The sequence below is a fragment of the Salmonella sp. SAL04162 genome, from assembly GCF_046551535.1.
GTDB classification, from domain to species: Bacteria; Pseudomonadota; Gammaproteobacteria; order Enterobacterales; family Enterobacteriaceae; genus Salmonella; species Salmonella enterica.
The window spans coordinates 203,880-229,764 of sequence record NZ_JBGDVX010000001.1 but is presented as its reverse complement, the minus strand read 5'-3'; the positions used below and the strand labels follow the sequence as shown (position 1 = coordinate 229,764).

At 50.4% G+C, this 25,885-nt stretch carries 30 protein-coding genes and 1 pseudogene; 2 read left to right on the top strand and 29 right to left on the bottom strand.

The genetic code is table 11. From position 1 onward, the window contains the following. The first annotated feature begins 174 nt into the window (after window positions 1-174). Window positions 175-441 carry a hypothetical protein gene (locus ACLJRH_RS01175; RefSeq protein ID WP_000798891.1) on the top strand — a complete coding sequence of 89 codons (267 nt, stop codon included), beginning with the start codon at window positions 175-177 and terminating at the stop codon, window positions 439-441. A 15-nt stretch (window positions 442-456) separates the two neighbouring features. Here the strand turns inward: ACLJRH_RS01175 and ACLJRH_RS01170 are convergent, their stop codons facing one another. The 4 genes and pseudogenes from ACLJRH_RS01170 to ACLJRH_RS01155 all read right to left on the bottom strand — a co-directional run bounded on the left by ACLJRH_RS01170 (window position 457) and on the right by ACLJRH_RS01155 (window position 2,039). Next, window positions 457-648 (bottom strand): DUF2767 family protein, encoded by a 192-nt coding sequence (locus ACLJRH_RS01170; RefSeq protein ID WP_000343069.1) that lies wholly within the window; start codon window positions 646-648, stop codon window positions 457-459. 108 nt (window positions 649-756) lie between these two features. Further along, entirely contained in the window at window positions 757-1,479 is a 723-nt protein-coding gene (locus ACLJRH_RS01165; RefSeq protein ID WP_001033375.1) for a hypothetical protein, read from the bottom strand. Between the two features lie 67 nt (window positions 1,480-1,546). After that, window positions 1,547-1,678: pseudogene (locus tag ACLJRH_RS01160) on the bottom strand (tail fiber assembly protein); the annotation flags it as partial. Continuing rightward, window positions 1,665-2,039: a DUF1353 domain-containing protein gene (locus ACLJRH_RS01155; RefSeq protein WP_095112543.1), complete on the bottom strand. Its 375-nt coding sequence runs from the start codon at window positions 2,037-2,039 to the stop codon at window positions 1,665-1,667. The pseudogene ACLJRH_RS01160 and the gene ACLJRH_RS01155, both read right to left, overlap by 14 nt. Window positions 2,040-2,090: 51 nt before the next feature. Between ACLJRH_RS01155 and ACLJRH_RS01150 the strand changes: the two genes are divergently transcribed. Continuing rightward, entirely contained in the window at window positions 2,091-3,224 is a 1,134-nt protein-coding gene (locus ACLJRH_RS01150; RefSeq protein WP_001259328.1) for an acyltransferase family protein, read from the top strand. A 75-nt stretch (window positions 3,225-3,299) separates the two neighbouring features. On the opposite strand, the gene ACLJRH_RS01145 is transcribed toward ACLJRH_RS01150, so the two are convergent. The 25 genes from ACLJRH_RS01145 to ACLJRH_RS01025 form a co-directional block, all read right to left on the bottom strand. Further along, window positions 3,300-3,473 carry a hypothetical protein gene (locus ACLJRH_RS01145; protein WP_000267959.1) on the bottom strand — a complete coding sequence of 58 codons (174 nt, stop codon included), beginning with the start codon at window positions 3,471-3,473 and terminating at the stop codon, window positions 3,300-3,302. Beyond that, a complete protein-coding gene (locus ACLJRH_RS01140; protein ID WP_000760501.1) occupies window positions 3,463-4,038 on the bottom strand; it encodes a tail fiber assembly protein in 576 nt (191 codons plus the stop codon). The genes ACLJRH_RS01145 and ACLJRH_RS01140 overlap by 11 nt, the downstream gene beginning before the upstream one ends. Further along, on the bottom strand, window positions 4,038-6,089 hold the full coding sequence (locus tag ACLJRH_RS01135; RefSeq protein WP_000583379.1) for a hypothetical protein: 2,052 nt from the start codon (window positions 6,087-6,089) through the stop codon (window positions 4,038-4,040). The genes ACLJRH_RS01140 and ACLJRH_RS01135 overlap by 1 nt, the downstream gene beginning before the upstream one ends. Continuing rightward, window positions 6,086-6,712 (bottom strand): hypothetical protein, encoded by a 627-nt coding sequence (locus ACLJRH_RS01130; RefSeq protein ID WP_000729406.1) that lies wholly within the window; start codon window positions 6,710-6,712, stop codon window positions 6,086-6,088. Before ACLJRH_RS01130 ends, ACLJRH_RS01135 begins: the two co-directional genes overlap by 4 nt. Continuing rightward, on the bottom strand, window positions 6,696-7,922 hold the full coding sequence (locus tag ACLJRH_RS01125) for a baseplate J/gp47 family protein (protein WP_001281712.1): 1,227 nt from the start codon (window positions 7,920-7,922) through the stop codon (window positions 6,696-6,698). Before ACLJRH_RS01125 ends, ACLJRH_RS01130 begins: the two co-directional genes overlap by 17 nt. After that, window positions 7,919-8,251, bottom strand: a complete 333-nt coding sequence (locus tag ACLJRH_RS01120) for a hypothetical protein (RefSeq protein WP_001261468.1) — start codon at window positions 8,249-8,251, stop codon at window positions 7,919-7,921. Before ACLJRH_RS01120 ends, ACLJRH_RS01125 begins: the two co-directional genes overlap by 4 nt. After that, on the bottom strand, window positions 8,248-8,964 hold the full coding sequence (locus tag ACLJRH_RS01115; RefSeq protein ID WP_000026342.1) for a hypothetical protein: 717 nt from the start codon (window positions 8,962-8,964) through the stop codon (window positions 8,248-8,250). Before ACLJRH_RS01115 ends, ACLJRH_RS01120 begins: the two co-directional genes overlap by 4 nt. Beyond that, on the bottom strand, window positions 8,961-10,004 hold the full coding sequence (locus tag ACLJRH_RS01110; RefSeq protein ID WP_001213277.1) for a hypothetical protein: 1,044 nt from the start codon (window positions 10,002-10,004) through the stop codon (window positions 8,961-8,963). Before ACLJRH_RS01110 ends, ACLJRH_RS01115 begins: the two co-directional genes overlap by 4 nt. After that, the gene (locus ACLJRH_RS01105) at window positions 10,004-10,279 is read right to left on the bottom strand and encodes a hypothetical protein (RefSeq protein WP_000061271.1); all 276 of its coding nucleotides are present in this window, start codon (window positions 10,277-10,279) and stop codon (window positions 10,004-10,006) included. The genes ACLJRH_RS01110 and ACLJRH_RS01105 overlap by 1 nt, the downstream gene beginning before the upstream one ends. Further along, a complete protein-coding gene (locus ACLJRH_RS01100; protein WP_000011138.1) occupies window positions 10,276-10,992 on the bottom strand; it encodes a hypothetical protein in 717 nt (238 codons plus the stop codon). The genes ACLJRH_RS01105 and ACLJRH_RS01100 overlap by 4 nt, the downstream gene beginning before the upstream one ends. Continuing rightward, window positions 10,992-13,046, bottom strand: a complete 2,055-nt coding sequence (locus tag ACLJRH_RS01095) for a hypothetical protein (RefSeq protein ID WP_000729223.1) — start codon at window positions 13,044-13,046, stop codon at window positions 10,992-10,994. The genes ACLJRH_RS01100 and ACLJRH_RS01095 overlap by 1 nt, the downstream gene beginning before the upstream one ends. Window positions 13,047-13,169: 123 nt before the next feature. Then, window positions 13,170-13,757: a hypothetical protein gene (locus ACLJRH_RS01090; RefSeq protein ID WP_000268743.1), complete on the bottom strand. Its 588-nt coding sequence runs from the start codon at window positions 13,755-13,757 to the stop codon at window positions 13,170-13,172. Further along, window positions 13,757-14,194, bottom strand: a complete 438-nt coding sequence (locus tag ACLJRH_RS01085) for a hypothetical protein (protein ID WP_001133547.1) — start codon at window positions 14,192-14,194, stop codon at window positions 13,757-13,759. Before ACLJRH_RS01085 ends, ACLJRH_RS01090 begins: the two co-directional genes overlap by 1 nt. A 3-nt stretch (window positions 14,195-14,197) precedes the next feature. Beyond that, complete coding sequence (locus tag ACLJRH_RS01080; RefSeq protein ID WP_001018953.1) at window positions 14,198-15,592, bottom strand: hypothetical protein; 1,395 nt, start codon at window positions 15,590-15,592, stop codon at window positions 14,198-14,200. Between the two features lie 5 nt (window positions 15,593-15,597). After that, window positions 15,598-16,539, bottom strand: coding sequence for a hypothetical protein (locus ACLJRH_RS01075; protein WP_001139601.1), 942 nt, complete (start codon window positions 16,537-16,539; stop codon window positions 15,598-15,600). Next, window positions 16,523-16,957, bottom strand: coding sequence for a hypothetical protein (locus tag ACLJRH_RS01070; protein ID WP_000627557.1), 435 nt, complete (start codon window positions 16,955-16,957; stop codon window positions 16,523-16,525). The genes ACLJRH_RS01075 and ACLJRH_RS01070 overlap by 17 nt, the downstream gene beginning before the upstream one ends. Next, the gene (locus ACLJRH_RS01065; RefSeq protein ID WP_000115737.1) at window positions 16,954-17,382 is read right to left on the bottom strand and encodes a hypothetical protein; all 429 of its coding nucleotides are present in this window, start codon (window positions 17,380-17,382) and stop codon (window positions 16,954-16,956) included. Before ACLJRH_RS01065 ends, ACLJRH_RS01070 begins: the two co-directional genes overlap by 4 nt. Beyond that, complete coding sequence (locus ACLJRH_RS01060; protein WP_000780868.1) at window positions 17,379-17,861, bottom strand: hypothetical protein; 483 nt, start codon at window positions 17,859-17,861, stop codon at window positions 17,379-17,381. Before ACLJRH_RS01060 ends, ACLJRH_RS01065 begins: the two co-directional genes overlap by 4 nt. A 68-nt stretch (window positions 17,862-17,929) precedes the next feature. After that, entirely contained in the window at window positions 17,930-18,961 is a 1,032-nt protein-coding gene (locus ACLJRH_RS01055; protein WP_000719055.1) for a DUF2184 domain-containing protein, read from the bottom strand. 16 nt (window positions 18,962-18,977) lie between these two features. Further along, window positions 18,978-19,838, bottom strand: a complete 861-nt coding sequence (locus tag ACLJRH_RS01050) for a hypothetical protein (protein ID WP_000002317.1) — start codon at window positions 19,836-19,838, stop codon at window positions 18,978-18,980. A gap of 15 nt (window positions 19,839-19,853) precedes the next feature. Next, entirely contained in the window at window positions 19,854-21,473 is a 1,620-nt protein-coding gene (locus ACLJRH_RS01045) for an NUDIX hydrolase (RefSeq protein WP_000964073.1), read from the bottom strand. A 12-nt stretch (window positions 21,474-21,485) separates the two neighbouring features. Then, window positions 21,486-22,310, bottom strand: coding sequence for a hypothetical protein (locus ACLJRH_RS01040; RefSeq protein ID WP_001091611.1), 825 nt, complete (start codon window positions 22,308-22,310; stop codon window positions 21,486-21,488). Continuing rightward, entirely contained in the window at window positions 22,307-23,728 is a 1,422-nt protein-coding gene (locus ACLJRH_RS01035) for an anti-CBASS protein Acb1 family protein (protein WP_001001270.1), read from the bottom strand. Before ACLJRH_RS01035 ends, ACLJRH_RS01040 begins: the two co-directional genes overlap by 4 nt. Before the next feature lie 11 nt (window positions 23,729-23,739). Further along, on the bottom strand, window positions 23,740-25,071 hold the full coding sequence (locus tag ACLJRH_RS01030; protein ID WP_000763785.1) for a terminase large subunit domain-containing protein: 1,332 nt from the start codon (window positions 25,069-25,071) through the stop codon (window positions 23,740-23,742). Between the two features lies 1 nt (window position 25,072). Then, a complete protein-coding gene (locus ACLJRH_RS01025; protein ID WP_001118134.1) occupies window positions 25,073-25,825 on the bottom strand; it encodes a hypothetical protein in 753 nt (250 codons plus the stop codon). Between the last annotated feature and the right edge of the window lie 60 nt (window positions 25,826-25,885).

The window sequence follows — 25,885 nt, the reverse complement described above, 5'->3', positions numbered from 1 at the left end:
ATTCCTCTTCCACGATTACGAAAACAAAATCACAACCCACTGAATTAAATAGAATTAAACAAAAGTAACATATAAAAATGTACTTAATTATGTACTCACACCCCTAAATTTGCCATTTGACTGATAGCCTAAATTTGAATAATACTGTACAAAAAACCAGTACGGGAGCACCACATGAAAAACACTGAATCTAACGTAAGCAGCTTACCCGAACTCACCAGTTTTGAAGTAGGCTATTCCCTTCGAACTAATGAAGTTTACCTGTCCGCTTCATTCACAGATAACATGGCCTGTATACCAAACTGGCCAATTAAAGAGTTTCCTGACCAGTTTATGTGTATCTCTCGTACTCGGGCGGTTGCACTCATAGAAGAGCTTCAAAAGGCTATCGACTACATGAACGCGGGGATAGAACGTCGCTCAGAAAATTTAATCCAGTAAATAGGAAGGTTTACGCTATTCCATTACATCTTTTGCAACAGCATAGATTCTGGACAGATACGCATCATCACTCTGATCCGAGTGCGCTTGCAGCATCAGGTTTATGCTGTTTTTGGTAACTGGCTGATTAGTTTCTTTTAGCATGACTACTGCGCGTCCAATAACCCTGCATATATCGTCAAAAACAGCTTGTTTTTCCTCATCCATAACTGTTTCTCGCTCTGTTATCGCTGAACCAACATCATTGTAATATAGGCCATAGTGCACCATTTATGTCTATATATTTCTATGGTTATAAACATATTGATATGTATTTTATTTAACCTTTTTACAATCAAATACATCAATACTACCCGCAAATTCGAGTGCCGAAGTGTGTGTTACCACCGCCCCGTTAAATTGGCTTACAGGCAAAGTATTAAATATTTGAATTTCGTAAGCATGACCATCATAACTAGCCGATACGGTTATGGAGCCATCAGCCGCCCGTCCATATCGCTCACCTGAGTCAGAATCAACAACTTCTAATTTTGGTGAGATAATCTGCTTATCGTCAGGAAAAAGGAAACCAACGGAATCAACGTTGTCCTTTACACGTACTCTCATGCGACTAGTATCAACTGGCCCACCAGATTGATTTAACGTCATTCGACAATAAAAAAGGTCTCCTTTTTTTACTGATGTTTGTTTATTTTTATTGGCTATTTTTTGCCGTTTCTTCTCTATTTTTTCGTTCTCAGAATAATACATACTAACAGTGCAATACCTATCCGAAGATTCAAAGCATTTATCAACCAATCGGTGGAGAAATTCACTTGTCTCCCCACCATTATCAACTAGTTTAGTTCGTAACACAGTAACGCTTAGAGGAGGCTGATGTACCAATGACTGAGGAACTAAAAAACTTGGCACGTACTGCGGACCATACTCCAATAGGTAATCCCGCTTTTGCTCGATTGTTTTTGCTTTACCTTTATCCCAAGCACTACAACCGATCATAAAAAATGACAACAAAACTACTATACCAATTTTATTCATTTTTCATCCCTAAACATATGTACCGATAAGCGCAGTGTACACCATCATCACTGCGCCTCAAATCAACCTATAAGGTACGCGGTTGTTCAGGTTTCTTAGGCCAGTCGATTTTTGTCGCGGTCGATGTATCCACCCGGTTTACCAGCACCCTGTATTTTTTCCATTCGTCGAGCTGCGCTTTCTCATCATCTGTTGCAACGTTCTTTCCCATACATCCCCCTGCCAAACCACCTGACCGCCAGATGCATCACTATCCGTTTCCACTTCGGCACGCCAAGTACGGTCATTCTGTCCAGGAGTATCAAATCGGCTTCTTTTTTCGTGCGCAGCGCGTTGTCGTAAATCCAGTTGTGAATTATTGCGGTTTTGGAATATTTGCCATCTGGCGGCATGAACGTCCAGAATATGCGTGGTATCGTGGCAAAGTCGGTAATGAATCCAGCTGGTACACTGATTATATCGCTGATGTCGTCACTGAGGTAAAATTCAAAAGGCTCGTATACGCGCCATAAGAAATGGTCCAGCATTTCAAGAATTGCGGGAGTTGTGAAACAGCCCATGGTAATTATTGTTCTACCTGTGCGATAATGAGTTCTTTTTGAGGGGATGTTATGCGCACAAAGTTACACTCTCTGCAAGCACTGCGTGGTATTGCTGCGTTACTGGTTGTGTTGTTCCATTATAGAGGCTTTCTGAATGATGGAGCTAAAGGAAACCCTACAATATGGGATAAAGTATTTAGCCCTGGAATTATCGGTGTTGATATTTTCTTCATTATTAGCGGTTTTATAATGGTTTATACTACCTGGAGTTATATGCGAGGGAAAGCATCTCTGGTTCGGTTCTTGCTTAACAGGGTAATACGTATCATTCCGTTATACTATCTTTGTCTTGTCATAGCCTTTCTTCTTGAAGGCGCTATGAGCACTTTTCATTATCCAGACAAAGTGCAAAACATTTTAAGTGCGTTGACATTCACATTATACAAAACCTCTACACCGCCACTCTACATTGACGATGGTGGTACGTATAATATTCGATGGACACTCAACTACGAAATTTATTTCTACCTTGTATTCGCTTTATGTCTGCTGGTTAAACACCGAGTTCTGGCGCTCGTCACTTGGGGCGTTCTGGTAACCAGCATCATACCTGTGATAGCAGGATACCAACCAACAATAAATGTACAAGGTTATCCTTTTTCATCTCCATACTTCGGTTTTCTGACAAACCCTCTTCTACTGGAGTTTATTATTGGAGTTATAGTTGGCTGGCTGTACATCAAAATAAAACAAAACTTTCCTTCAAGAAAAATAGAATTATTATCAGGTATTAGTGCTATCGTACTACTAATATATATTATTTGGGGAATATATACTGGAAACATCCATGCGTTGGACAGGAAAAGTTCCCTTGTTTTGGGGTTCTTTGTTCTTGCCCTCACGCTTGGGGAATCTTTATTGCTGGCATTTATCCCCCGTTTTTTGACTTATGTGGGAAACATCTCATTTTCGTTATATCTGCTCCATAGCGCAGTTGGTCTTGCTGTGGTAAAAAGAGTTGGAGCTGTCGGATATTCGGATTTTAAGATGATCCCATCCGTGTTGCTGGCTATCGGGATATCTATCCTGGCAGCTCACTTTACACATAAATACATAGAGATTAATCTGACTCAGAGGATAAAAAATAAGTTAAAACAGAAAAATCTATTAAAGAATCCTCTTCCATACGGCAGTCTGCAATAAAAATAATTTATATACGCCCGGTAGTCCGGGCGTTGCTTTATTTAATTACCGTTATTATCATTCCAGTATCCTTTTTCATTTGCAGTTGGCGCCCATGGATTTTAAATCCCTGAAGACCATTGCCTGCATCATACCTGCCCAGTTATCTGTCTGTTGCCCCAAACCGTGAATCCACGGATGCGCCGGAACGACGGAACAATCCAGCGCAGCCAGGGAATCCGTAAAAGCCAGACGCGCTTCACGCCACATCCGGCACCTCCGGCCAGTCAGGGGAAGCTGTATCCACACGGTTAACCATTACGCTGTAGAGTTCCCATGCTTCAAGCCGTTTAATCTCTTCATCTGTGGCAATTTTTAGTTTTACTGCCCGCGCCAGTGGTGCGATGGCTGATTCAGCTTCAGAAAGGCGACGAATTTTTTCAGCCTCAGCCTTTTTACGCAGCTCTTCCGGAGAATAACCCCGCTGAACGACTTTACCGTCCTGATATAACCACGTACCATCACCACGGCAATCATCAGGACAGTCAGCAGCGTCTATTTCCGCAACAGACATATTAACCGGCCACAACATTGATACAGCATATGTGTTTCCACGTTGCGGGACTGGCTTATTAACAACACCCCAGACCACCCCCTCAGGGTCGTACATTATTTTTGCAGTATCATCAGAAAATAATGACTGACACTCATACCAGTCCTGCCCGTCTTCTGACTCCAGAAAATATGCACCTATATTTATTTCGGCCTGAGTTTTACCCCTGTTTACAGGCGCGTCAATCAGTCTGAAATTTTTAATATCCTGATATTTTTTCATTATACCGTTCCCCCTTGTACGGTATACCACTGATTCCCGACTCGTTTTTGCAAAGGCGCATAATTAATACCATCAATATTTTCGCCTTGATTATCTTTCCAGACGGAGGTAACTACATACCCGGGAGTGTTAGGCCATGAACCTGCATTGTTCCAGGTAGTCACTGATGTGCCAGCCCCTAACTGAACATCTGTGACGAAATTATTATTAATCCAAAGACTCAGCCAGCTATTCCCCCAGACAGAACCAAAGATGTCGCCGTTATTCTGATAGATGGCCCCGCCTGCACGAAGCGTGTTAGCGGTGATATCGCCATTGACCGTAAAGACAATCGAACCATCAGGATTTCGCTGGCTGTACAGATGCCATCCCTGATCGTCGTCCAGTTCAATAACAGTAGGCCTGTTTGCGTCGCCCCATAAATTAAACGTGGCTGTCATTGTCGAATTATTATTACTCGTCAGTGACAGCCTTTTCCCGTCACCTGCTCGTATGCCACCATTAGTGAGAACATCTACTGACAGGTGTAACCCGGAATTGTCGATATAACCGACCCGGGCATTATTGGCGTAAATACCCAGAATGCCGTCGCCATCCTGTTTAAACCCTGTATCGTTATCACCGAGCACAATCGAATTACCGCCCAGTGCATTGTCAGTACCAATACCCAGCGGGCCGTTAAGCTGCCCCCCTGTAATCGGCAATGCACCCACATCTTCGTAAGTGGGTTTCATCAGACTATTAAACAGTGTATATGTCTGACCGCTGGTTGAGTTTCCCGGCTGTACTGATGAATATTCAGGCGTGCTGTACAGCGTGACATTTGCATTGCCGGTGTAATCATATTGCGCAATTAACCAGTGCGCATGCTGGCCGATATTAATATAAATATCGTAAGTGTCGCCTGATGTATTAACCCATGCGACCTCGTTAGCAGAAGTCGGCGAGCGTCTCCACAGCGTGGCGGTTATTCCAACAGGTGAACCATTACCGGCACGCAGCACTAATTCACTGATTGCCGCCTGCTCAAATAAGCCAACGTTAAACCCAGCCCCTCCATATAATTTAATCACCGCAGTTGATGTAGCCTGCGGCATTACAACCGTGGCGATTTTGTACCATCCAGAAGCATTATTAAATGTGATGTTGGTAGAGGTCACAGCACCGATAGTTCTCGCAAATTGTTTTTTGTCCGGAATATCGCCGCCGTTCTGCGATTTTTGCAGGGCGCCAGTGATGCGGCTGTCGTCACCTGCGGCTACCGTTCCCTGAGTGGTGCCAACGTTGCGGGTCGCGCTGTCGCCGAGTTGTAGGGACTGACGGGCCTGCGCTTTATCGTTGACATCGGCCAGATTCTGGTCTTTCTGCAAATACCGTGATCCCAAATAAATCTCCAGGGGATTAAGCACAGAAAAATAGGTTTTTGTATTATCCAGAACGCATAGGACAGGAGCATCTTTAATAATATCATTGGCCGATAACTCTGCTTTATTCCCCTTGTATAGTGGGAATTTGCCAAGCACACGCCCCCCCATCGTCAGTTGCAGAGTGCTGGCTCCGGTATTGTTTAGCGCCGGAATAACCACAAGTGGAGTGCGCAATGTCCAGTCAACTCCACCATTGACGAAATAAGTTGCTGGTAACTCCAGCGTCAGATTATTCTCTGTACCTCCGGCCACACCAGCGACATAATGCCCACTCTGGAGCTCTTCAATTTGTACAAACTGATTTTCAGATCCTCGCGTCGCAAAATTCGCTATAACGTCATTCAGTGACCATCCCTTCGCTGTTGTACCTTCCTGACCGCGAATAACCGTCAGCATGTCATTATTAACTGCTGTCAGATGGCATACCTCAAAAACTGTTTCTTTTGCGTCTGTCAGTGTAATTTTGGCGTAAGTTTTAAGAGGGTTTGAGCTGTTCGCATAATCGCTGGTAAGCAAATTAGCAAACATCGCTCCCGCACCAGGCATCACCTGAATGGTCGTCTGGCTGGCGGTAATATCAGCCGCCAGTGAGGAGACGACATTATTTCCGAATCCAATAATCATTGCTCAACCACCGTTACCGAATAGGTATAAATAAATGGGAGTTTCACCAGCGACTGGTCAATTGCATCTTTAAGAAAGTGCCCGACACCATCGCCATAGTCAGGAATGGAGACAAAAAAAATGCCCTTATCGGGCATTACACTAATATCAAAAGTGGACTGTACAGGTGGGTCTATTCCGTTAGCTCCATGTATAAAGCGTGCAAGCCGTCGTTTGAACCAGTTGATGCAGAAGTGCGAACCATCGCCTTTATAAAAATTCCATGTCAGTATCCGTTTAAAATAGTCGTCCGGAACATATGACGCTGAGCCGGGAACATAATTTCTCAGTTTTGCATACGCGACATTATTGTACTCAATAGTGTTATACGCTCCACGTGCAATGGCATCCTCGGAGATCTGAAGCAGGGGGCGTGATTCCCCATAAATACCCGCCGCAATCCAGTCCAGCAACTCACCGGTAATCGCCGGGGAGGTCCAGCAAGGTAAATTCAGGTTGTTAAAGTAATCAAGATACCCCTGTGCCAGTTTGTTATAAGCATCAAAAAAGGCAACTATATCCGGATCGTCATTATATTGCGTATAGGGGTAGGCCGGAATAATGCTTTCAAGAAGAGCTGCCATATTGCTTAACCTGAATTTGTGAAGATGAAGTGGAAAAATAGGCGTAAGTATCACCATAAACCAGGCTGGAGTCGGTTGCAGGTGGGACAATTTTTCCGTTTATTCCAACCTGAATATCAATCATTGATACAAGGTTTGAAGATACAAGCCCCTTAACCTGATTAAGAAAAATATCCCGAATCAGGAAAATGTTTATTGGTTCACCCGTTGCAATTCCGTTAATGTAATCAGCAATGCTTTGCTGCACTGCTTTTTCAATCCCGGTTGGATCGATATAGCTGGTTGAGGCTGTATTCCAGGTGATTAAAAGCGTAACGTTTTGTGATGATGGCACTACAAACGGCACGTGATACGTATCCGGATACACAATGATCGGTATCGTTTTTTTATCCACCGCAGCGCCTGATGGATTCACTACATCATTCGTCAGTACGGAGATATCTGGCACGGCTTTATAGATAGCGTAAGCCACTTCATAAGGATCGCCGCCACCAGCTATCGCTACCCATGCCCCGAGCGATGCCTGTCGGTATGAGATCAGATTCTCCTGTACACCATAAACATTTTTCAGTTCAATCCGGTAACAGTCAGGCGTTCCCTGTACACCGTACATACCCGCCTGGAATACCTGGGCACGGTATGAAGAAAAAGTCTGTTCCTGCGCGCCGGGTAATCCAGCGGTAAGGTTGGTGCAGGTCAGGTTATATGTATTCGGTACTGAGGTTTTTATCTGATTTACAGTCCCCGCAGGTACTGCCCAGGAGCCCCCGGTTGTTGCCAGGCAATAGACAGGCTCCGTTTGTCCACTTTCCGGGAGCATCGTGTCACGCTGAACGGTATAGGTGTAGGTTCCATCCCCGACCATAAAACCTTTCGGTATAGCAAACCCGGGCGGGCCACTGAACACCACATAAACCGATGTATTGGTACCCTGCCCTTTCTGAACGCCGTACATATCACCCAGTTGCGCCAGCAGGTGTACATTTGCCGCATACGGGCTGCATGAGTTAATCAGGTCAACCCGCGCCTGATCACATACCACAAGCGCACCGACGCTCGTACTGACCATATCTTCAATCAGCGATCCTGGCAGATTTGTGGTTATCCCCGGGGACAGCGCTGTTGCAGTATCAATAACCAGTTGCCGGAGTTCATCCGTCGTTTTAGGAACAGGGCCGGCAATATCATAACTAATGGGTAAATCACTCATACATACACCTGAGCCACTATTTTAGAGCCTGAGTTAGTAATCGACGAAATGTTGTAAACAGGGGGATCAACATCCGCCAGCGCAATCTGTAGAGAGGAAAAATATTTGCTGAACTGCTGCTGGAGCCGGTTAACATAAAAAGTCGGCAGTATCTGCTGAATAACTGAGCCGTTAGCCGGTATACCGTGATTAGCAAAAAACGGGGACTCCTGCGGGGACAGCTTCAGATTCTGCACCAGCGTTGTGAGATACACAGAATCGTTAAACCCGTTTTCGTCAGTCGTGACCGTTACCCACTTCCCGTCTTTATCTCGTCCGTATGTCCTCATTCGGTAATACTCCCGTTGAATTGTGACGTTGGCCCTCCGGTATCCTGTCCGTCATTACCATTGCTGTGCCTGTGGCTGTTAACCCACTGAACCAGCTTTTCCCAGCCCTCCAGCATGATTTTCGGGCTGGTGCTGGCCGCACTGTCAGTCAGTGTTCCACTCTGCCCTGTCAGCGACCAGGTACCAGCGGTGAGCGTCAGAACTGTACTGCCCACCGTCACTTCGAATTTTTCAGGTGTGGCAATCGTGATACTTTCCGGTGTGAGCAGAAACGTAGTGTTGCTTTTCGCATCACGAATGGTTACCCCCTCCGGCCCGTACAGCGTCAGTACCTGACCATCGACGTTCTCCCACTCCGTGTTACTGATGGGTAAAAACACCAGCGCACTGAGATTTGCGGGGGGTGTCAGATCAGCCGTTCCCCCTCCGAGGCCGCTGGCGCCGCCCAGGTAGGTATCCGCCGGGATGACTATCCCCTTATCTCCTTTTTGCATCGGGTATCTGATGTACTGAGGGCCGAATAGCGGAATGGTCAACTGAGGTAACGTGTAGGGAATGTCCCGCAGCAAAAAGGTAACAGTGACCATTTTCCCGGACTGACTGACGACCTCTGCGGGTAAAATCTTTCCGGCCATCTGCATAGCGGCGGCTATTTTCTGGTCGGCGAAATTATTCATATTGCCGCCAAAATTGAGTTTTTTATTTATACTCATGTTGCAGCAATCCCCCCTGTTGGATGCGCCTCGATAACAGTTACCCAACTGTTTGCGTCCGGTTGCCTGCTGTTACCCACCAGACGGACCGAAGACACCAGAAAATCCCCCGTAAAAGCCGAGTCATCACGAAACTGTGAGTATGACGATGCCTGGATCATCGGCCTTAATTTCTTCGGCATCCGGATATAATCGCCCACCTGAATATCGCTGCGCATAACGCAGGGAATGGATACCGTACCAAACTGGATCCATGTCGGTTGACCAACAAGATCGGTAAATTCAATTTGCACGGGATTTTTACTTCTGTAAGAGGCGCTTTTTTTTGAATCTTTATCCTGGTGGTTAGCAAAATCGTTATCGAATACGCGGATCTCCCTGCCGTTCACCATCGCTATTTCAACACCAGAATAATTACTGTCCTTAATGATGCTTTTACTCAGCGAGTTAAGTCTGGTCGCAAGCTCCTGGAGACTACCGCAAAACATATTGCTGTCATAATTATTCACCAGGCGATCGCTGATACTGACTGAGAACCGGTAGTCACCCCCCAGCGTCTGAAAGCATTGCGTCAGCGCGACAGAAAGCTTAACCCCTTTGTTCCACGGCACCGTTAAATTTACGGGTGCCAGCGGTAGTGGGTTAACGTCAGACACAGGGCCGGCGGTCACAATAAGATCCAGCCGTAACTCGGTCCCCTGCCAGTTTCCCAGCACCTGCCAGATGGTCCCTTCCAGCACCAGTCCACGCTGTTCCGGTTTCGCCAGCGGCAACCCTTTTGACATTCCCACCCACATTTTTATGGTCATGCCAAACATATCCTGTCTGGCCTGTTGCATTTCCTGCGGACTGATGCCCCAGACAGTGATGCAGCTCTGCCCTTTGGGAGTGGATTCACCAAAACGGAGAAGGTCGAATTCAACCATCAGGCACCCCGGGTTAAATACCCCGTTTTTCATGCTACTGTACTGTCTGTACAGCGTACCGGGGTTGCCCTTAGCATCCGAAGCATTAAAAATCTGAATGTCGTAGAAACGCATCAGTTAAATACCTCAATCTGACCGTCAGAAACACGCCATACCATTCTGGTTTTGCTGAATGCCCCCACCAGTAAATTAATATCGTAATTCTTTGGGGAACCAATAACCGGTATTGTCAGTTGCCGACGGCCTGAGTTATCCGTGATATTGAGGTACCAGCGCTGGGCGGCAATATTCCATTTCGTCTGGCAGTTATAAACTTCACCATCGAGAACGGGAGTAAAGACCATGCTTTTCTGTTCGTTACCGGAGAAGGGATAATACGCCATGCTCATAAATTAAATGCCCCGCTCAGTTTTCCGATTAAGCCAATAACCGCACCCGATACACTACTGCCGAGTGAGGTATTACCAATCGCCGAGATGGTACTGGTCCAGGCGCTTTCTGTTGCCTTGTCCCCGTTATCAATCTTGCCCAGATAACTGTTTATCGCCTGTTCAGCCCCGGTTTCAGAAAGCAGTGGTTGCTCAAAATCCCATAACCATTGCCGCTGCGGTAAGGCATCATTCGATCCGGTAACATCACGCACCGTTCTCAGTATGCAGTTGCTGTAAATAATACCTGGCGTTGCCACAATAAACGTTCCGCCAAGACTGGCGTGTGCCTGCAATACGGCCTGCAACGAACTCAGCGTGACCAGCTTTGTCATGGCGCCAGTGTTTTCATTTACCGGCGCATCCATCAGCATTGGAATGCGCAGCGGCTGCGAGAGAAGCGCATTGGCTGCCACCGCCTGATTTGCAAACGGATAACGACCAATGTCGTAATCAACCATTGTCCCACCGGGCGCCGCTCGCCAGTGGCAGAAATACTTATCCAGATCCGTCAGTTCAATAGCGCCCCCCATCAGACCTGAAACGTAGCTGGCGCTCTGGGTCAGGGCGACTATCGGCAACATGCCGCCGGGTATACTCTGCGCCACACCATCGCAGAGAATAACCGGGGAGATTTCAAAACCGAGCTTGTAGAGCTCGCGGGTAAATGACATTAACCGAACCCTCCAAGTTGCGTACTGGATACAACTGCATTACCGCCGGTATTGTTATAAACAACAAGTCCCTGAGCATGACCACGCTTCTGGTTATCCAGAATTTGTTGCAGTATCTGGTCAGTTTTCCCCGAACCCTGTTGTACTGGTTGTACGACAGGGTTATTTGTGCTGGTACCTGGCAATTCAGAACCATACTGGGCAAGATATTGTCTCCGCACGCTGTCGGATGGATTTATATCCTGCAAAGATTTTTTCTGCGATTCCTGAAAATGACCTCCGGCATTATTGATAATCTGTATAACCTTCCCTTCACTTAACCGGGAGCCGGCACCTTCTTTTACTGACATGGCAGTAATTAATTTCGCGAGCGTCCGGGTATCATTTAAATTCAGCTTTTCGAATTCGCTGCGGCCAGTCGCATTCACAACATGCCCGATATATGCTTTCGTATTGTTCTCGTTAGATGGAGCCCATTTACTGATAATATCGTGGATATTGTTGATGCCCTTTGTGCCGTATATTTGCAGTTGTTTTGCAGCAGCGAGAACGCCTTCATCCAGGCTGGGGAACACAGCAAATTTCCCGCTTCTGGTATTGGCGGTTTCATAACCTGCGGCATAACGTAAATTCGCAGGATTATTGAACCTGTCAGCAATGGTTCGCCCCTTAGCATGAACATCAGCCTGTTTCCCGTCGACCGGCTTAACATCTCCTGATGCAAAGAATTTTTTTACCCCTTTCAGCCACGACCACACTCGCGGATCATCATCCCCACCCGGGGTGTAAGTCTCACTGGTAACGGGATCGGTGCGCTTCTCGTCGCTGAGTATCGATGACCGGGATTTAATGTCATCCGTCGTGATGTCGGATTTACCACTTATCCAGTCAATGACTTTGCCGATAACCCGACCAAGCCGCTCCACACCGGATATGAAAGCTTCAACATCTTTCTGGAATTCGGGGGAAGCCAGATAATTACCAAACCGGCGTATACCATCTGAAAGGCCATCAATCCATTTCCCCAGTTCCGGCGATTTGAGGACCGTTTCAATCGCGCCGGAAAAGGCATCCGAAAGTTTTCCCAGCTCCGGCGCCAGCGGTGCCAGTCCCCGGATAAACGTATTCCCGATACTGACCTTACTGCGGTCGAGCTGAATGTTGAAATCCTGCCACTGGCGAAGCTGCTGGTCCGTCAACTGAAGGCGGCGAGTGTCCTGCTGCGCCTGTTTCGCCATCGCATCGATTTCTTCATCGCTCATTTTTTTGAAGCGGTTCAGATCGTCAAGGGTGAAATAGTTCGTCAGCCCGTAGGCTTCAGCCCCCTGCTGCGTACTGCCGTTACGCACAAAAATATCACGCGCCGCTTTTATCATTTCAGGTAAAAGCTCAGCAGGATCCCTGTCCGGGTTATCGACTCCCATTGCCCGGAACTGCCAGCGTTTACTCAAATCAAGCTGCGCATCACGTATGGCGCCCAGAGTTCCGACAGGATTACCCAGCGCTTTCTGAAAATCGACAGCAGTCGAATTAAGTCCACCTGCCGTCGTCCCCAGCCCCATCGCAGTAAACCGTTGTGCGGAGGCATTGCCGGCCAGGTGGTTAAGCCCCCACAGACCGCCCGCACCAGCCAGCCCGGAAAAAAGCCCCAGAACGGTTCCCCATGAAAGCAGGCTGGTTGTGGCATCTTTAATATGACCTGCCAGCGATTTCGCATCCTTGCTGGCTTTATTCAGGAAATTGCGCGCACCGCCGGACTTCTTGTTAAACTCCGTCTGGGTTTTTGTGGCCTTCTCCAGATTACCGTTGAGTCGATCGAGGCCGTCATTAACAGATGCTAACGCCGCAACGCCATCAGCGAACGCTTTTGTAATCCCCTCCGTACCATCCCGGACACGTTCTGTCTCCTTTGCGGCCTCGCCGAGTCCGTGAACCGCCCCCCGCCATTGTTCAGGTAATTCGCCGAGTGCTTTCTGGTATTCATTGAATTTTTCCAGGAACGACTGAAATTTCTCGTCCTGAACATCAATTTCGACAATGGATTTAGCCGCCATTGAAATACCCCTTGCGTCTTATTTCCTCCAGAATGAACCGCTGCCGGAAATGGAGCGGGCTTTTATATTCACCGCAGCCCAGTTCACGACAGAGGTGACTGAAGCCTTCGCATGAGGCCCATGTCAGGAGGGTATGTGTGAGGGTTCCGGCAGGGCTTCCGGGGTCGGGGTATCGGTAGCCGTTTTCGACGTCGGTAAAGAATCGCGATACGCCATAGCGCTCAATGACACAAGTTGCCCACTGTACATATCGAGCGCTTTCCCCACCGTCGGTGCGATCAGGTTCGCTTTCTGAATGGCAGAGCTCACCATAAAAAAAACGACCTCGCCCTCAACTTCCCGGTACTCATCATCGGTGATAATTTCCTGCCTGAATGCAGCCTCCAGCGAAGACGTTTTCCAGGTTCCGTTATCGTTCCAGATGACCGTTGTCAAACGCTGTATCTCATCGACAATATTCGGCGTTCCTGGCTGAAGATCTCCTGCCTCCTGCCGCGCTTTGATGATTTTTCGCAGCATCATCGCCGCCACGCGGGGCGCACCTACCGAACCCACCAGGGAGAAAAAATTATTGAACAGATTCCCCAGCAGTACGCAATTTTCCTCAACGACTTCATACGGAAACGGCACAATGTGCAGATACACCAGTGATCCGTCATCGCGGGTGATGGTGCTGACAAAATTCAGTTTTCGGTCAATTTTCACGGCCATTAGCCCCACATTTTATCGTTGGTGATCAGATAACCGGAAATCGTCACGACATATCCGGCATCCATACCGTTGATGGTCAGTTCATTAAAATTCACCAGATATGCATTCAGGACCGTGTAGTTTCCGAAGGTGCTGGCATCCGGCGTGATAACGACCTCTCCCAGCGACGTATCAGAAGCGAAACGGTTCTGATAGCTCGCCGCCAGCCCCTGCGTTCGCAGTAAATGCATCGTGATCGTTACCTGCTGATAAGGTACCTGGCTCCCCACGGTTCCGGTCAGTGTGGGGATAATGTCCGTTGCAGCCGAATCCGGCCGCATACTGATCGCATCCTTACCCAGAAATGACGCGGTGACATTCAGCGCCGGAATATCCGTGACAGTCACCGCACCCCTGACACGGTTAAGAAAGCCCTGTGGTACTAATGGATTTGGCATTTATTACGCCCCCACAAAATTGGTCACGTTGAGATTAAAAGTGATGGACTCAAAACCACGACGCGGGGTGACAACCGCACTCAGGCCGTTATATTTTCCATCGGCGTAATCGGACTGATTCAGGCTGGTATAGTCAGCGAACGGTACTGCGTTGATGACCGCGTTCCCGGCATAAGAGCCTTTTTCATATTCCGCGTTGAACGATTCCTGCGTGAGTTGCGTATCAATCACCTGACCGAGGATTAGCCCGTAACTGATACCGGAACGGAGAGTTTTCAAAGCGCGTCGTTGCAGGCGACCAATTCCCTGCTGATCGTAATAAAGCGGGTTAACAGTAGTGTTAGAACCGTTAATCACTTCATTCGCCAGATCCAGCTCAAGGTTGATTGCACACCATGCCACCGAGTACCAGTAGTTAAACGGCATACCGTCAAGCATGTGACCGGCCACCAGCATTTTATTGCTCAGGCCACCTTCTGCCGCCGTGCCGATATAGTTGATATGGTTATCCTGCAGGGTTTTCAGCAACGTACCATTACCTGCCGGCGGATACTCCGTTACGCCATACATAAAGCGGTACGCCATCGGCGGGACCATGTTTGATGACCCCGGATCGTTTGCCAGTGAGGACTGGAACGGTGCCGCCATCGAGAACTCAGTTGCGCCAATTGACGGCGCCTCAACCCCGGCAAAGACATTCGGATATTTGCCGGATACCCATTCCTGGTACGTCGCAATCGTGGTAGTGACGAAAAATTTCACCAGCGCGCCGGGCGAAGTGTAATTGTTCGCCAGCGTTTTAAAGGTCGGTTCGGCGTCCCATTCCCTCGGCACAAGGTAAGAGAAAAATTTCTGGTATGTGTTTCCCAGAGAAGTATCTTCATCAATGAACGTACCAAGGGCCGCAACCGCAGATTTTACATTCATCTCACCCAGCTCAAGGACATAAACCGCCCGGCTGGTCCCCTGTGCCCAGTACGTGGTGTTCATCTGCTGGAGTTCTCCGGCGGCAACAGACGTTACGGTACCTGTAACCGTTGCTGTACCGGGATCACTGTTCAGGGGATAAGTAAACGTTTTTTCGCCTGTCACAGACGCTGTATATGCCCCGTTATAAGCAGCAGGCGCAGCACCAGAAATCACAACAGGGATCGTTTCATCAATGGACCAGCCATGATTTTCTGAAAGAGTCACCGTGACGGTATTCCCGGCCCACGCAAGCGAAGAAATAGCTTTTGCTGGCGCAACGATATTTTTTAGATCGTCTTTGGACGTCAGCAACTGATAACTCCCCGCCGCCAGCGTGGTTCCCCCCGTTGATACCAGAGCGCCTGACTTTAACAACTGGGAGGGTTTCGGCGGACTGGTCACCGACACATTGATATTTACTATTGCCATTTGGATTATTTCTCCACATAAATGGACGGAATTGCAGACGTGATCAGCCTGCGGGCGACGTTCCTCATCCGCTGCTGGTAGTAATTAACTTTGAATTTGACCTTTTTCCGCATGGCGATAATGTTGAGCTCGTTCTGCGTGACGCGCTCATCCTGTATCACAGGAATATTCATTACGCCCATTTCTGCATCATCGCGCAGGGTGTACTGCTGAACATATCGCAGAAAGTCCTCAACCACGGCATTCCTGAGGCCTGTAATCGAAATCGTCACATCCTCGGAAACCAGCTGGTACTGGTTGTCGCGTTCATCGATATAAAACGCCCCGGCGATCGGAGAGACATTGCTGCACCGTATTGTCGCGAAGGGAGGCGACAGGTTCTGCGTGGAAAGCATCGCCGGAAACATTGGCATAAACTGACTCAGCCCAAGCCATACAGGCAACGAACTGGAAACCACAACGTCACTCAGGTCGATATCATCCGCAGAGTTGATAATCTGCGACCGCATATGCGGATAGATCGCCTCCCCTGTGTAGTGATAAAGATTGGCCGGTTCGTTCAGCCCGGTTCGACGGGAGAAAGAAAACTGAATGCCAAAGAACTCGCCGATGTACAGGACGTCCGACCCAATATCGTTGAATGGGTCTATATCGGCCTGCGCAGTAAACGTAACGACGTTGCGGTCGTAGAGTTGTTCATCGTCCTGGATGGTTTCTGTCGTCAGATGAAGGTAGCCTTTGACGTTTACCGTGTCGGGTTCGTTGCCCGGGTTATCAGACAGGACTGAGGCTTTAACCCAGAACACGAATCCATCAAGCGGAAGAACCTTCCGGATATACTTCGTAAACGTAACCACCTGAAAGCGACTGAGGTCGTCAAGCCCCTGCGTCAGAGCCGCGTTAAGCTCTGTTTTTGCATTCTGCTGTAGTTCACTCAGGGAAGGCATTTAATACCCCGCTTACCCAGGCGCGCATTGCCGCCTGATAGTTTCCTGTATCGATAAAGGATGCCCGCGGATCGCCCTTCTTATTTTTGAAGCGTTTAGATATACCCAGCAGCGCGCGTCGGGTTGGCACACCTGACATGCCGTTCATCTCTTCGTTATCCAGAAAGGCCACGAACAGGTCGTGAACGCGTGACATGGATTCCGCAAGCGGATCCCTTAACGGCGGCGCGCCAGCCAGCATATTTTCAAGATTTGCGGCGAGGTCTTTACTCATCAGGTCGGCGATGTCGTTTCCGTACCTGTCAAAAAAGGTCTGCATAATCTGGTATTTTTCTTCCAGGTACTCAGCAACATCCCCGGTCGTGGTGTTTTCATCCTCGTAGGGAATGTCGATAACGCCAAGATGAAAGGTGATCATGACAGCCCCCACAGGCTACCGAACTGCTGGGCAATCATCAGATAGCGGCGTCCCCAAGGGTCCTGCAACATCTGCAGATCGGCCAGAGACAAATCTTTGAAGAAGTCAGGCACAAGACGCTGCGCGCTGGTTGAGTTATCCCCGGCCCCCGTTATCACGCCAGCCTTGAAATCATTCAGCCCATACTCTTTCCTGAATTCAGCAAATACCGACTCAGTACCGTAGTTGACCAGAAACGATGCGCCAAGATTGTAAACGGCAACCTCATACAGGCTGGGCATAACCAGTTCAATATCCCGGTTCACCCATTCCACGGCCGCGTTATACGCAACAACAAAGGACGGAGAGTCATAAGGAACCTGGCTGGCGGTTACGCCCATATCTGTGCGAACGAATATGATGAATGCAGCCAGATTTACGCTCATTTTTTCTTATTCCCGGCTTTCGGAGTAACAATCGTCTCGTTAACGACCTGAGTTTCGTCGCTTTCATCACGGCCTCTGGCCTGCTCAACGCTGAATTCCATATCACCGTCGTAACCCGTACCACTGTTTCGCAGCGTACTGTCGTGAGCAATAATTGATGCCTGCCGGAGGTTGTGAGCGTTACGTGTCAAATGAACATCGTTGTCGCGAATAGTTTTCTCGATTACCGATGCCGAAACAGGCTTGTTAATGCTGTAGCAAAGACCGACAAAATCTTTACTCTGATCAATTTTTGTCGAATCAACCAGACCATAAACACGATGGTGCTGAATAACCGCGTCAACCTCTTCGGTGGAGCCATCAAGAACCATCATTTGTGCGCCGTGCTCAATAGGGATCTGAACAAGTCTCCCTGTCTCCAGCTTGCGATAGGTGAAGATATGACGCTGTTTAGTGGTGTTGGCGATATACAGTTTCATTAGTTACCCTCGTAAAAAAGCCCCCGCAGAGATATCCCTGTGGGGGCTAGTTCATTTCAAATAATGGATCAGGCGCTGTACGCCATAGACAGGATGGTGATGGCTTCCGGACGAACTGCCCAGCCTGCGGTTGAACGCATTTCGGACAGAACATCAATGGCGCCACCAGCGATCGGTGTCGGAATTTCACGCGGTGCAGCCATATCACAGAACATCAGCGCATTCGCGGCAAGAGACGGGGTCAGCTTGGCGAATTCGTTGGTGTTCACGGTGGAATTGACCATCGGCACTTCAACTTCAGGGATGGTAATGACCACCGCGTCTGTTCCGCCCGCGCCTTTTCCGATCAGCGTGTCGTCATAAACCCAGTCCACCTGAACATTTGCCCCTTTCAGAACCTCCTTCACGGTGTTGCCAACGGTATCGGTACCGCCACCAGGACGCTGATATGAGGTCAGCTGGACAATCTGCTGGATCTCCATTGCACCCAGAACGCGCTGAGGACCGAGAATAACGACGCGCAACTGGCGACCTAACTGCATGGTGCGGGTCATTGCCGCCTGGACGTGACCGAGCAGGTAAACGGCCATTTGACCATGATCGTAGGTCAGCACAGTGGTATTTCCGGCGCTGTCTGCTGGCAGTGTTTCGGTTGTTGCGCCAGCAGTATTCAACAATCCTTCACCACCAGCCGGATTCATGCCGTACAACAGTGCAGAACGAAGTTGCTGGAAAATACCCTGTCGCATGCCGAGACGTTGAGCTTCCGGCAGAGCAAAATTCCAGTTACCGGCTGCCGCCATGTCGTGGTGATCGTAGATACCACGGCAGCGGAACAGGTAAGTTGGGGTGGAAATCATCCGGGCATCAAGTGCCACGCTCGGCAACTGGTTGGCGTTACCCGACTGGCTGGAGGTTACCTGGGTGCGAATATCCAGGCGGCGCATGTAGGCGTACTGGTCGCCAACGCCAATTCGGACCTGAGGATTACCGCTGGCGATAGTTTCAAACGCACCTGACGCCTGCTGGTAACCAAGGATCATTTCCGGCGCGATATACGACGGATTGACGATAGTGTAGCTGGGGGTAATTGCAGCCATTTAATTCAGCTCCTGATTAAAGTAAGACCAGCGCGCAGCTGTCGTTGTTATTCCAGGTCAGGAAACCAGTTGAGCTGTCATAGGTGACAGTTTTGGAGTTACCTGTTTCGACGGCGAGCACTTTCACTGGCAGTGTGATGTCGGAAAGCGTTACCGCACCGATGGTGCCCTGCGTGGTCGCTGCACCGCCTGGTGCTGTCGCCGGGGTGTAAGTAAAGGTGGTTGCACTCGGTACAGACAACACAACAACGGTGCCGTTGTACGCCGATGGAGCAACGCCGCTGATTTTTACGTACTGGCCAGCCGTCAGGCCATGCGCTGAAGCAGTGGTTGCTGTAGCCACGCCAGAGGCATAGGACACATCAGTTGTCGCGATATCGGAACCGGCGAAGCCAGCTGCCGCCGCAGTGGTGATCTGGTTGTTCACGAAATCCCAAGCCAGCGGTGTTTTCACTGAAGCACCAGCGGTACCCAGCGCAACAACCTGCGCAGATGCTTTCAGCGGAATGCGCATGCTAGAGCCCAGGCGATAGTAGGAAACGCTCATGCCGGATGCGTACAGCGGAACCGGAGACTGCGGAGTGGTCAGGCCGTTGTGCGCCTGATTGAAGACGGTAAAGCCTTCCAGTTCGGCAACAGACACCGCGCGGCGGATAAACGAACCGCGAGGGCTTGAGCTGGTACCTGGAAGAAGCTCGGCGACGGGCAGCCCACCCCACAGAGGTTTGGTTTCGGTTGGTGCCACTGTGCCAGCAGCCAGATTAAAGCGGTTCGCCGGGTCATCCAGCGCAACGCCCTGAATATAACCGTCGGACTGCACACCGAAAGAACCCAGCGCGTTCGTGGTTGCCATCGGGTTAAGAGATAAGTTAGCCATGCTTGAGAGCTCCCGTTAAGCCTGGTTGTTGAAACTGGTGACCTGACGCTTGCCAGACTGGAACGGAGCCCAGGTGACAGCAGGATCGCCTTCGAAGGTGCTGATCTGGCGACCAGTTGCATCAGCGCGTTTAATTTCACGCAGCATGCCAGGCCCAACAGACAGGATTGCCGATTTCTGCGCGTCGGCGTAGATCGTCTTCTCGGCCACACTCAGCAGGGCTGAGTCAGCGATGGAGGACAGGTCGACGGTTTTGAAGTCAGGCGAATGTTCCTGAAGCTGGATCATCAGGCGGCGGCGATATGCCAGCGGCTTTTCACCGGACAGCGGAACCGGCGCGCGCTTACCGAAGCAGGAGAACACGCTATCGGCCTTCACCTGTGCGTCGGCGACTTCGTTACGCTCTTCATCGCTTAACTCGGTTGGAATGCGCGACTTAAGCTCTGCGATTTCGCGACGGACATCGGCGTCAGCCTTTTCTTTCGCCATACGCTCAGCCTCTTCGGTATCGGCCTTCTCTTTGGCTTCAGCGTCTGCTTTTTCCTTCGCGGCTTTCTCTTCCGCGTCAGCTTTGGCTTTCGCCTCTTCGGCCTCTTTCTCCTCAGCATCAGCCTTTTCTTTCTTGGCTGCTTCTTCGGCATCGGCCTTGGCTTTCAGGTCTGCTGCTTCTGAGTCAGCCTTAGCCATGCGTGCGTCAATCGCCTTATTGATTAGCGCTACGATTTTTTCCTCGTCCATCTTTTCAGCCTCGTTTGGAATGGAATCAGATTTAACACCAGTAGGGGCAAGGAGTTTGTCCCATACGCCCTGTTCACAAATTGCAACGTGGTCGAGCAACTCAGGGGATGGCTCCACCAGTAGAGGCTGACCGTCGATCTCAATGATTGAATCGGGAACCTCAACAAACTTGACTGTTGGTGAGGTGCTTAACTGCCTGGTTGCCATGATTTCGGCAGCCTCGGCGTCATATACGCGTGCAATTGCCCACACCTCACCATTGTCAGCAACCCAACTATTTGTCAGGGTGCCGATAACGCGCTTGGCGAATTCATTGCTATCAAGCGTATTTTTCTCCGGGTGCAGCCATATGAGCGGTAGCCCGGCAACCCGCTGGAGAAACTCTGGGGTGAGATAGTCGTCCGGGTTACGGAAGGCCATCTGTTGATCTGCAGAGCGCCAGGTTACTCCCGTTCCGGTCACCCGGATGGCGAACATCCACATATTGATAAAGAATTGCGGGCTGCTTAAGGTCCCGTCAGCGATGAGTGCGGCCACTTCCGTTTCATTGAGCGCCTGCCGTGCCAGCATCTCAGCGAATGGCTGATGTAGCGGTTTAGGCAGATCGTCAATGTGGAACCATCCGGCGGCCAACGATTCGTCGTTAAGCTTCGCTTCGAATCTCTCCGGCACTTCGGCGCGAAACGTCAGATAATCACCGTGAACACTGTGCGGGATCAGCGGGCCATCGTACTGATAACCCACCTCTTCCAGCACCTCGCGGCGCGCGGCATCAATAGCCAGTTCTCCCTGCTCTACCGTGCCGCCGGGCTGACACCAAGTGCCATCATCCGAGCGCTGGATCAGGAAGACGAACTTACCCTGACGGAACATTATCCCGCTGCCAAAAATAGCCACGTTTTAATGCTCCTATGCTGCTTTCTTCATCGACTCCATGAACTTCTGCCCCTTCTGGGTCAGCATGTATTCTGGAATGCTTCGAATGTTGTAGATGTAGGTCACGTAGCACTGACAAAAAACCTCTTCGCCAGGCTGAGTGATTTCGTCGAGGTAACCGGCAGGCCCGGCTTTCACGTACCCGTTTTTTTGCGCCCAGTTCCCGCGAATCAGGTAATACAGCTGATCGCGTTCCTTGTGGTCCTCGCGGAAGTCATAGCCAGGACGCCGCCAGTGGCTGTGCCATATCGCTGCAATCGCGTTGTTGCTGGTTGCGATCACGTTGTCGATGTTGGCTATCAGCTTATGGTTCTGGTCGATCATCACCCGGCGCGCTTCATAGTCCACCTTCTCGGCGGCCTTCTGAATGTGCCCTGCCGTCTCCCGCATTGTTCCCTGAATGCCAGTCAGCGCAATACTGTCGGCAGAGGGAATGCTGCTGGCCCAGCCGCTAAACCGCGATAACGTGGTGTCGATGGCTTTTTTGCGGTTGAGCTTGATAAGGTCGGCGCTGGCGAGGATCCTCCTGTCGAGCTCTGTCCTCAGCTGTGGCTCAAGGTAGTTGAGTGTAAACCGGGATATGCCCTGGTGGCGCTTCAGCGCGCCAGCACGCCCCACCTGCAGGTCGTATGCTTTCGTCAGATTGCGGGTGACCATCGCCATGTAGTCATCGGCGGTTTCGCTTTCGGCGGCCTGGCGGATAATTGCCTGCCAGCGTTCCAGCTCTTCCCGGGACGAATAGCCGTTGCGGAGAAAGAACTTCACCGCATCTCTCACTGTTCGGGTGAAAGTGTTCATAGCATCATCCCGCCGCCCGGCTCTTCAGCTTTTGGCGGCTCCGGCGGTGGGTTGTCTTTCAGCGAGTCGTAATCGAGGTTAAGCCGCTGCGGGAAGAGGTTCTCGTTGGCGTTGGCGTTTTCGCACGCCCACTCGATAAGTGTCGCGCGGTTCTCCGGGTCCGCTGTGAGCTGCGGCAGCACCGCTTCCAGCATGCTTACTATCGCCTTGAATCGCGTCTCATCGACCTTCACCTTCTCGCTTTCCGGCTCTTTCAGAGAGGATGGCCAGCGGTACTCGAAGTTGTTTATCCAGCTCGCGAAATACACGCTGTAGGTGTTTTTCAGCTCCGGGAAGTCGGCGCGTAACGACTGGAAAAACTCTATGCTCCAGGCACGGTACTGGCACACGCGGATGAAGAACGCGTAAAGCGAGTCCAGCCACTCGCGGATGTTGTCGATGTACACTGCCACGGCGCGGGCATCTTCAGTGCCTTCACCGAAGCCCTGGGCGAACGTCTCAGAGTTGAGGATGATCGCCGGCATGTCGGCGGCGGCGGCCACGTTCTCCAGGATGTGCTTACGCGCAGAGTCGAGAGGTTTTTCCAGATTGCTCAGGTCGATTGACTCGATGTTGTCGCTCTCGCCGATCTGCAGGACCTCTCCCGTCTTCCCGCGCTTAAGCATCATGCGCTTAATGCCGCTGAGCTTCTGCATCATGTTGTTGACGACGGAGCTTGGCCCCTTAATTTTCGTCACCAGCAAGCCACCTTTCACCGCAACCATGTCGTCGGTGCGCATGGTCTGGATGAAGGATTTCAATGGATAGAGCGCTCGCTGGTATACGCTGCGGCCGGTGAAGCCGAACGCCGCAGGGTTGTATGCTAGGTAAATCGGATCCTCGTTCTGCACGACAACGCAGCGCGATTTGTGATACGGCTTGCCCGCCACCCGGATACCGTCGACTTTCTGGAAGTCCTGGGCATTTGGGTCCTGATTCAGCACGATGCTGCCCGCGGTGTTCAGCGGGTCGAGAATGTTAAAGCTGACGTTGTGCTTGTACAGCGTGCGGTAATCCAGCGATTCATTCGGCTCCTGGTTATCCACCAGCATTGCAATCGCAGATACGCCGTAAATTCGGGCGATCCGCGCGGCGTTGGCGATGTGCTGGTTAGCACCCATCGCTTTCCATTCTCGCTCGAACGCGTCACGCAGGCGCTGCTCAAGGCCATAGGACTGGGCAACATGGACGGTGCGCGGCTCATTCATCGCCATTTTAATCGGGCGATCCACCATCTTTCCGCCCAGCGGGTGGTAGAGGTAAACCGTTTTGCAGGTCTGATAGCCAGCCGTTGACCCTGGCTGGATGTCGTCGCTGTCCAGCAATGCCATCAACTCTGAGTGAGAGCAGCTGCCGATTTCGAAATCGTCTTCGTTCATTGGTCCTCTCGTCAGATTGCGTCGCTGCTGCCGAAGGCGATGATCAGCCCGTAGGTATAATCATCGAGCAAGTCATCGGCGCGTTTATGCGCGTTCTTGTCGGCAAGGTGGAATCGGGAAACCTGCTTGTGCAGATGGTTTGCTGTCTCGCCCTTGAAGACGGCTGTCTTCTCGAAGGCGTATCGGGATATTTTCGCCAGCCCGCGGTAGTGATAACCGGAGGCCATAATGGCGCGCTCGTCCTTTCCTTTGCTGGTCAGGGCGGACTCAATTTTGTTGACTGGCCATCCCAGGCTTTCGCCTTTCTGCAGGAGGATGCTGCCCATACTGGCGTCTTCGATAAAAACGCCGAGGCTGCCGTTGATGGCAACGCACTGGCCGGAAAGCTCGTTGAGCCGGTCGAATACCGACGGCATCCACGTTTCCAGCAGTGCGCCGTCAATCTGCACCACATCCCAGTCCAGAATGGTGAGGCGCTGAATGCCGGGCCGGGTGTCGACGGCGTAATACACCACCGCCGTGCCGTCATGCTCAGAACCACCTTTAACGGCAGTATCCATGACAGCAAAGACGGCCTGGCACATTTCAGGGTAATCGACAGGCTGATCCTGATTCTCACCCTCAAACCATTTCCGGATGTCGAACAGCGAAGCGGCTGACCAGTCGACGAACTCGGCCAGAAACTCCTGGCGGAACACTCGTGGGTCGTTGTTCGCCTCTTCCTTTTCCAGTTCTTCAGGTGGAACGAACGGATTGGAAGACGTCGGCGCGTGGTGCTCTATAAAGCCAAGGTTCTTGTCGTGGCAGATGGCATAAAAGAAGTTCTCTTCGTCCACACCGTCCGGTGTTGAAAATACGTAGGCCCGGCCTTTCGTCGTCAGCAGTGTTGGCTTAATCGACTTGGGCCATATCTCCCTCAGCATCTCAGGCGACTTGGTAAACGCCGCCTCGTCTATCAGGATGATTTCGTATTCACGACCACGGCCAGCCAGTTTGTTGTCGTTGGTGACCCAGAAGTCGATCTTCCCGCCGTTCTTCAGCAGCAGTCGCTTCTCCTGGCGGCTGAAGCTTTTTTTCAGAGGCAGCAGGATTTCTTCGAGCTTGTCGTAGATCTCCTGATACTGACGATATTCAGCAGTAAAAATCCCCACCCTGCCGCCGAGTTCAATATCCATACCCGGACGCTTAAACGGAGCAGTAGCGTAGGTCACCGCGGCGCTGGAAAGCATGAAGGTTTTGCCCCAGCGACGACCACACCGGACCGCATGCAACTGACCTTCCCAGGAATCAGACCAGACCTTTAATTGCCCGTCATGCAGCGTAGGAAGGTAAATATCGGCCATATCATCTTCCCGGTATTGGCAGCGAGTTATGAACGACAATCGCGTTGTCTTTATCACCGTCTTTCATCACATCGATTTCCAGTTCAACTTTTTCAGTGGCTGCTTCCCGGTACGCGGCATCAACTTGAAGTTTCGCTATTGATCCTTTGGTGTATTCCAGCGACTCAATACGCGCAGTATTGCGGTGCATAGCTTTCTCCGCGGAGGAAATAAGTTCATGAAGGTCTTTTGCTGTCTCGTCATTAGCGAGTTCTAACTCTGCCTGCCAGCGGCCGATGTTCTCCGCCGCAGTCAAGTTCGCAGCACGTAGCCAGAAAAGCTCATCATCCAGCGTGAGCGCTTGTGCATCCTCTGTAATGGCGTCAGATAGAAGCATGCGGCGCCCATATCCCCCATGTTTAAGGGCTTGCTGGTTTCCGGGTTTGAATGGGTTTGTTGGCGGTGACCGCCTGGATCCGCGTATCGGTTTCGTTTCTGGAGAATTTGTGGAATTTTCGCTTTTATTCGCAGTTTTATCTTTTCCCTTGCAAGCCTTCTCCTGAGTGGAGTTACGCATTTTTCCTTTCTGCGAATTCGCAGTTTGATTCGCAGTTTTTTTTTGCGAATTCGCAGCACTATTCGCAATCTTGATATAACGCTTTGCGCTGGCGTAATTCAGTCCCTGCGCTTCACACCAGTCTTTGGGGGAAATACCGGATTTAGCATGCTCGGCGAGGAACTGGTGTTGCAGTGCTCCCCAGTCCGGTTTTGCCATTTTAACCCTCAGTTTCTTGAAATATTTATGATCGCATGTATCTTTTCTAATGCTGTAACA

Excerpts from the sequence above, each read along its gene's own strand:
- ACLJRH_RS01055 (WP_000719055.1), bottom strand. The coding sequence starts at position 18,961 with ATGGCTGCAATTACCCCCAGCTACACTATCGTCAATCCGTCGTATATC.
- ACLJRH_RS01040 (WP_001091611.1), bottom strand. The coding sequence starts at position 22,310 with ATGAACACTTTCACCCGAACAGTGAGAGATGCGGTGAAGTTCTTTCTC.
- ACLJRH_RS01050 (WP_000002317.1), bottom strand. The coding sequence starts at position 19,838 with ATGGCTAACTTATCTCTTAACCCGATGGCAACCACGAACGCGCTGGGT.
- ACLJRH_RS01135 (WP_000583379.1), bottom strand. The coding sequence starts at position 6,089 with ATGATTATTGGATTCGGAAATAATGTCGTCTCCTCACTGGCGGCTGAT.
- ACLJRH_RS01175 (WP_000798891.1), top strand. The coding sequence starts at position 175 with ATGAAAAACACTGAATCTAACGTAAGCAGCTTACCCGAACTCACCAGT.
- ACLJRH_RS01095 (WP_000729223.1), bottom strand. The coding sequence starts at position 13,046 with ATGGCGGCTAAATCCATTGTCGAAATTGATGTTCAGGACGAGAAATTT.
- ACLJRH_RS01155 (WP_095112543.1), bottom strand. The coding sequence starts at position 2,039 with ATGGGCTGTTTCACAACTCCCGCAATTCTTGAAATGCTGGACCATTTC.
- ACLJRH_RS01140 (WP_000760501.1), bottom strand. The coding sequence starts at position 4,038 with ATGAAAAAATATCAGGATATTAAAAATTTCAGACTGATTGACGCGCCT.
- ACLJRH_RS01060 (WP_000780868.1), bottom strand. The coding sequence starts at position 17,861 with ATGAAACTGTATATCGCCAACACCACTAAACAGCGTCATATCTTCACC.
- ACLJRH_RS01105 (WP_000061271.1), bottom strand. The coding sequence starts at position 10,279 with ATGAGCATGGCGTATTATCCCTTCTCCGGTAACGAACAGAAAAGCATG.
- ACLJRH_RS01125 (WP_001281712.1), bottom strand. The coding sequence starts at position 7,922 with ATGAGTGATTTACCCATTAGTTATGATATTGCCGGCCCTGTTCCTAAA.
- ACLJRH_RS01025 (WP_001118134.1), bottom strand. The coding sequence starts at position 25,825 with ATGGCAAAACCGGACTGGGGAGCACTGCAACACCAGTTCCTCGCCGAG.
- ACLJRH_RS01070 (WP_000627557.1), bottom strand. The coding sequence starts at position 16,957 with ATGATCACCTTTCATCTTGGCGTTATCGACATTCCCTACGAGGATGAA.
- ACLJRH_RS01065 (WP_000115737.1), bottom strand. The coding sequence starts at position 17,382 with ATGAGCGTAAATCTGGCTGCATTCATCATATTCGTTCGCACAGATATG.
- ACLJRH_RS01110 (WP_001213277.1), bottom strand. The coding sequence starts at position 10,004 with ATGCGTTTCTACGACATTCAGATTTTTAATGCTTCGGATGCTAAGGGC.
- ACLJRH_RS01170 (WP_000343069.1), bottom strand. The coding sequence starts at position 648 with ATGGATGAGGAAAAACAAGCTGTTTTTGACGATATATGCAGGGTTATT.
- ACLJRH_RS01150 (WP_001259328.1), top strand. The coding sequence starts at position 2,091 with ATGCGCACAAAGTTACACTCTCTGCAAGCACTGCGTGGTATTGCTGCG.
- ACLJRH_RS01145 (WP_000267959.1), bottom strand. The coding sequence starts at position 3,473 with ATGTGGCGTGAAGCGCGTCTGGCTTTTACGGATTCCCTGGCTGCGCTG.
- ACLJRH_RS01120 (WP_001261468.1), bottom strand. The coding sequence starts at position 8,251 with ATGAGGACATACGGACGAGATAAAGACGGGAAGTGGGTAACGGTCACG.
- ACLJRH_RS01130 (WP_000729406.1), bottom strand. The coding sequence starts at position 6,712 with ATGGCAGCTCTTCTTGAAAGCATTATTCCGGCCTACCCCTATACGCAA.
- ACLJRH_RS01030 (WP_000763785.1), bottom strand. The coding sequence starts at position 25,071 with ATGGCCGATATTTACCTTCCTACGCTGCATGACGGGCAATTAAAGGTC.
- ACLJRH_RS01090 (WP_000268743.1), bottom strand. The coding sequence starts at position 13,757 with ATGGCCGTGAAAATTGACCGAAAACTGAATTTTGTCAGCACCATCACC.
- ACLJRH_RS01085 (WP_001133547.1), bottom strand. The coding sequence starts at position 14,194 with ATGCCAAATCCATTAGTACCACAGGGCTTTCTTAACCGTGTCAGGGGT.
- ACLJRH_RS01100 (WP_000011138.1), bottom strand. The coding sequence starts at position 10,992 with ATGTCATTTACCCGCGAGCTCTACAAGCTCGGTTTTGAAATCTCCCCG.
- ACLJRH_RS01075 (WP_001139601.1), bottom strand. The coding sequence starts at position 16,539 with ATGCCTTCCCTGAGTGAACTACAGCAGAATGCAAAAACAGAGCTTAAC.
- ACLJRH_RS01080 (WP_001018953.1), bottom strand. The coding sequence starts at position 15,592 with ATGGCAATAGTAAATATCAATGTGTCGGTGACCAGTCCGCCGAAACCC.
- ACLJRH_RS01115 (WP_000026342.1), bottom strand. The coding sequence starts at position 8,964 with ATGAGTATAAATAAAAAACTCAATTTTGGCGGCAATATGAATAATTTC.
- ACLJRH_RS01035 (WP_001001270.1), bottom strand. The coding sequence starts at position 23,728 with ATGAACGAAGACGATTTCGAAATCGGCAGCTGCTCTCACTCAGAGTTG.
- ACLJRH_RS01165 (WP_001033375.1), bottom strand. The coding sequence starts at position 1,479 with ATGAATAAAATTGGTATAGTAGTTTTGTTGTCATTTTTTATGATCGGT.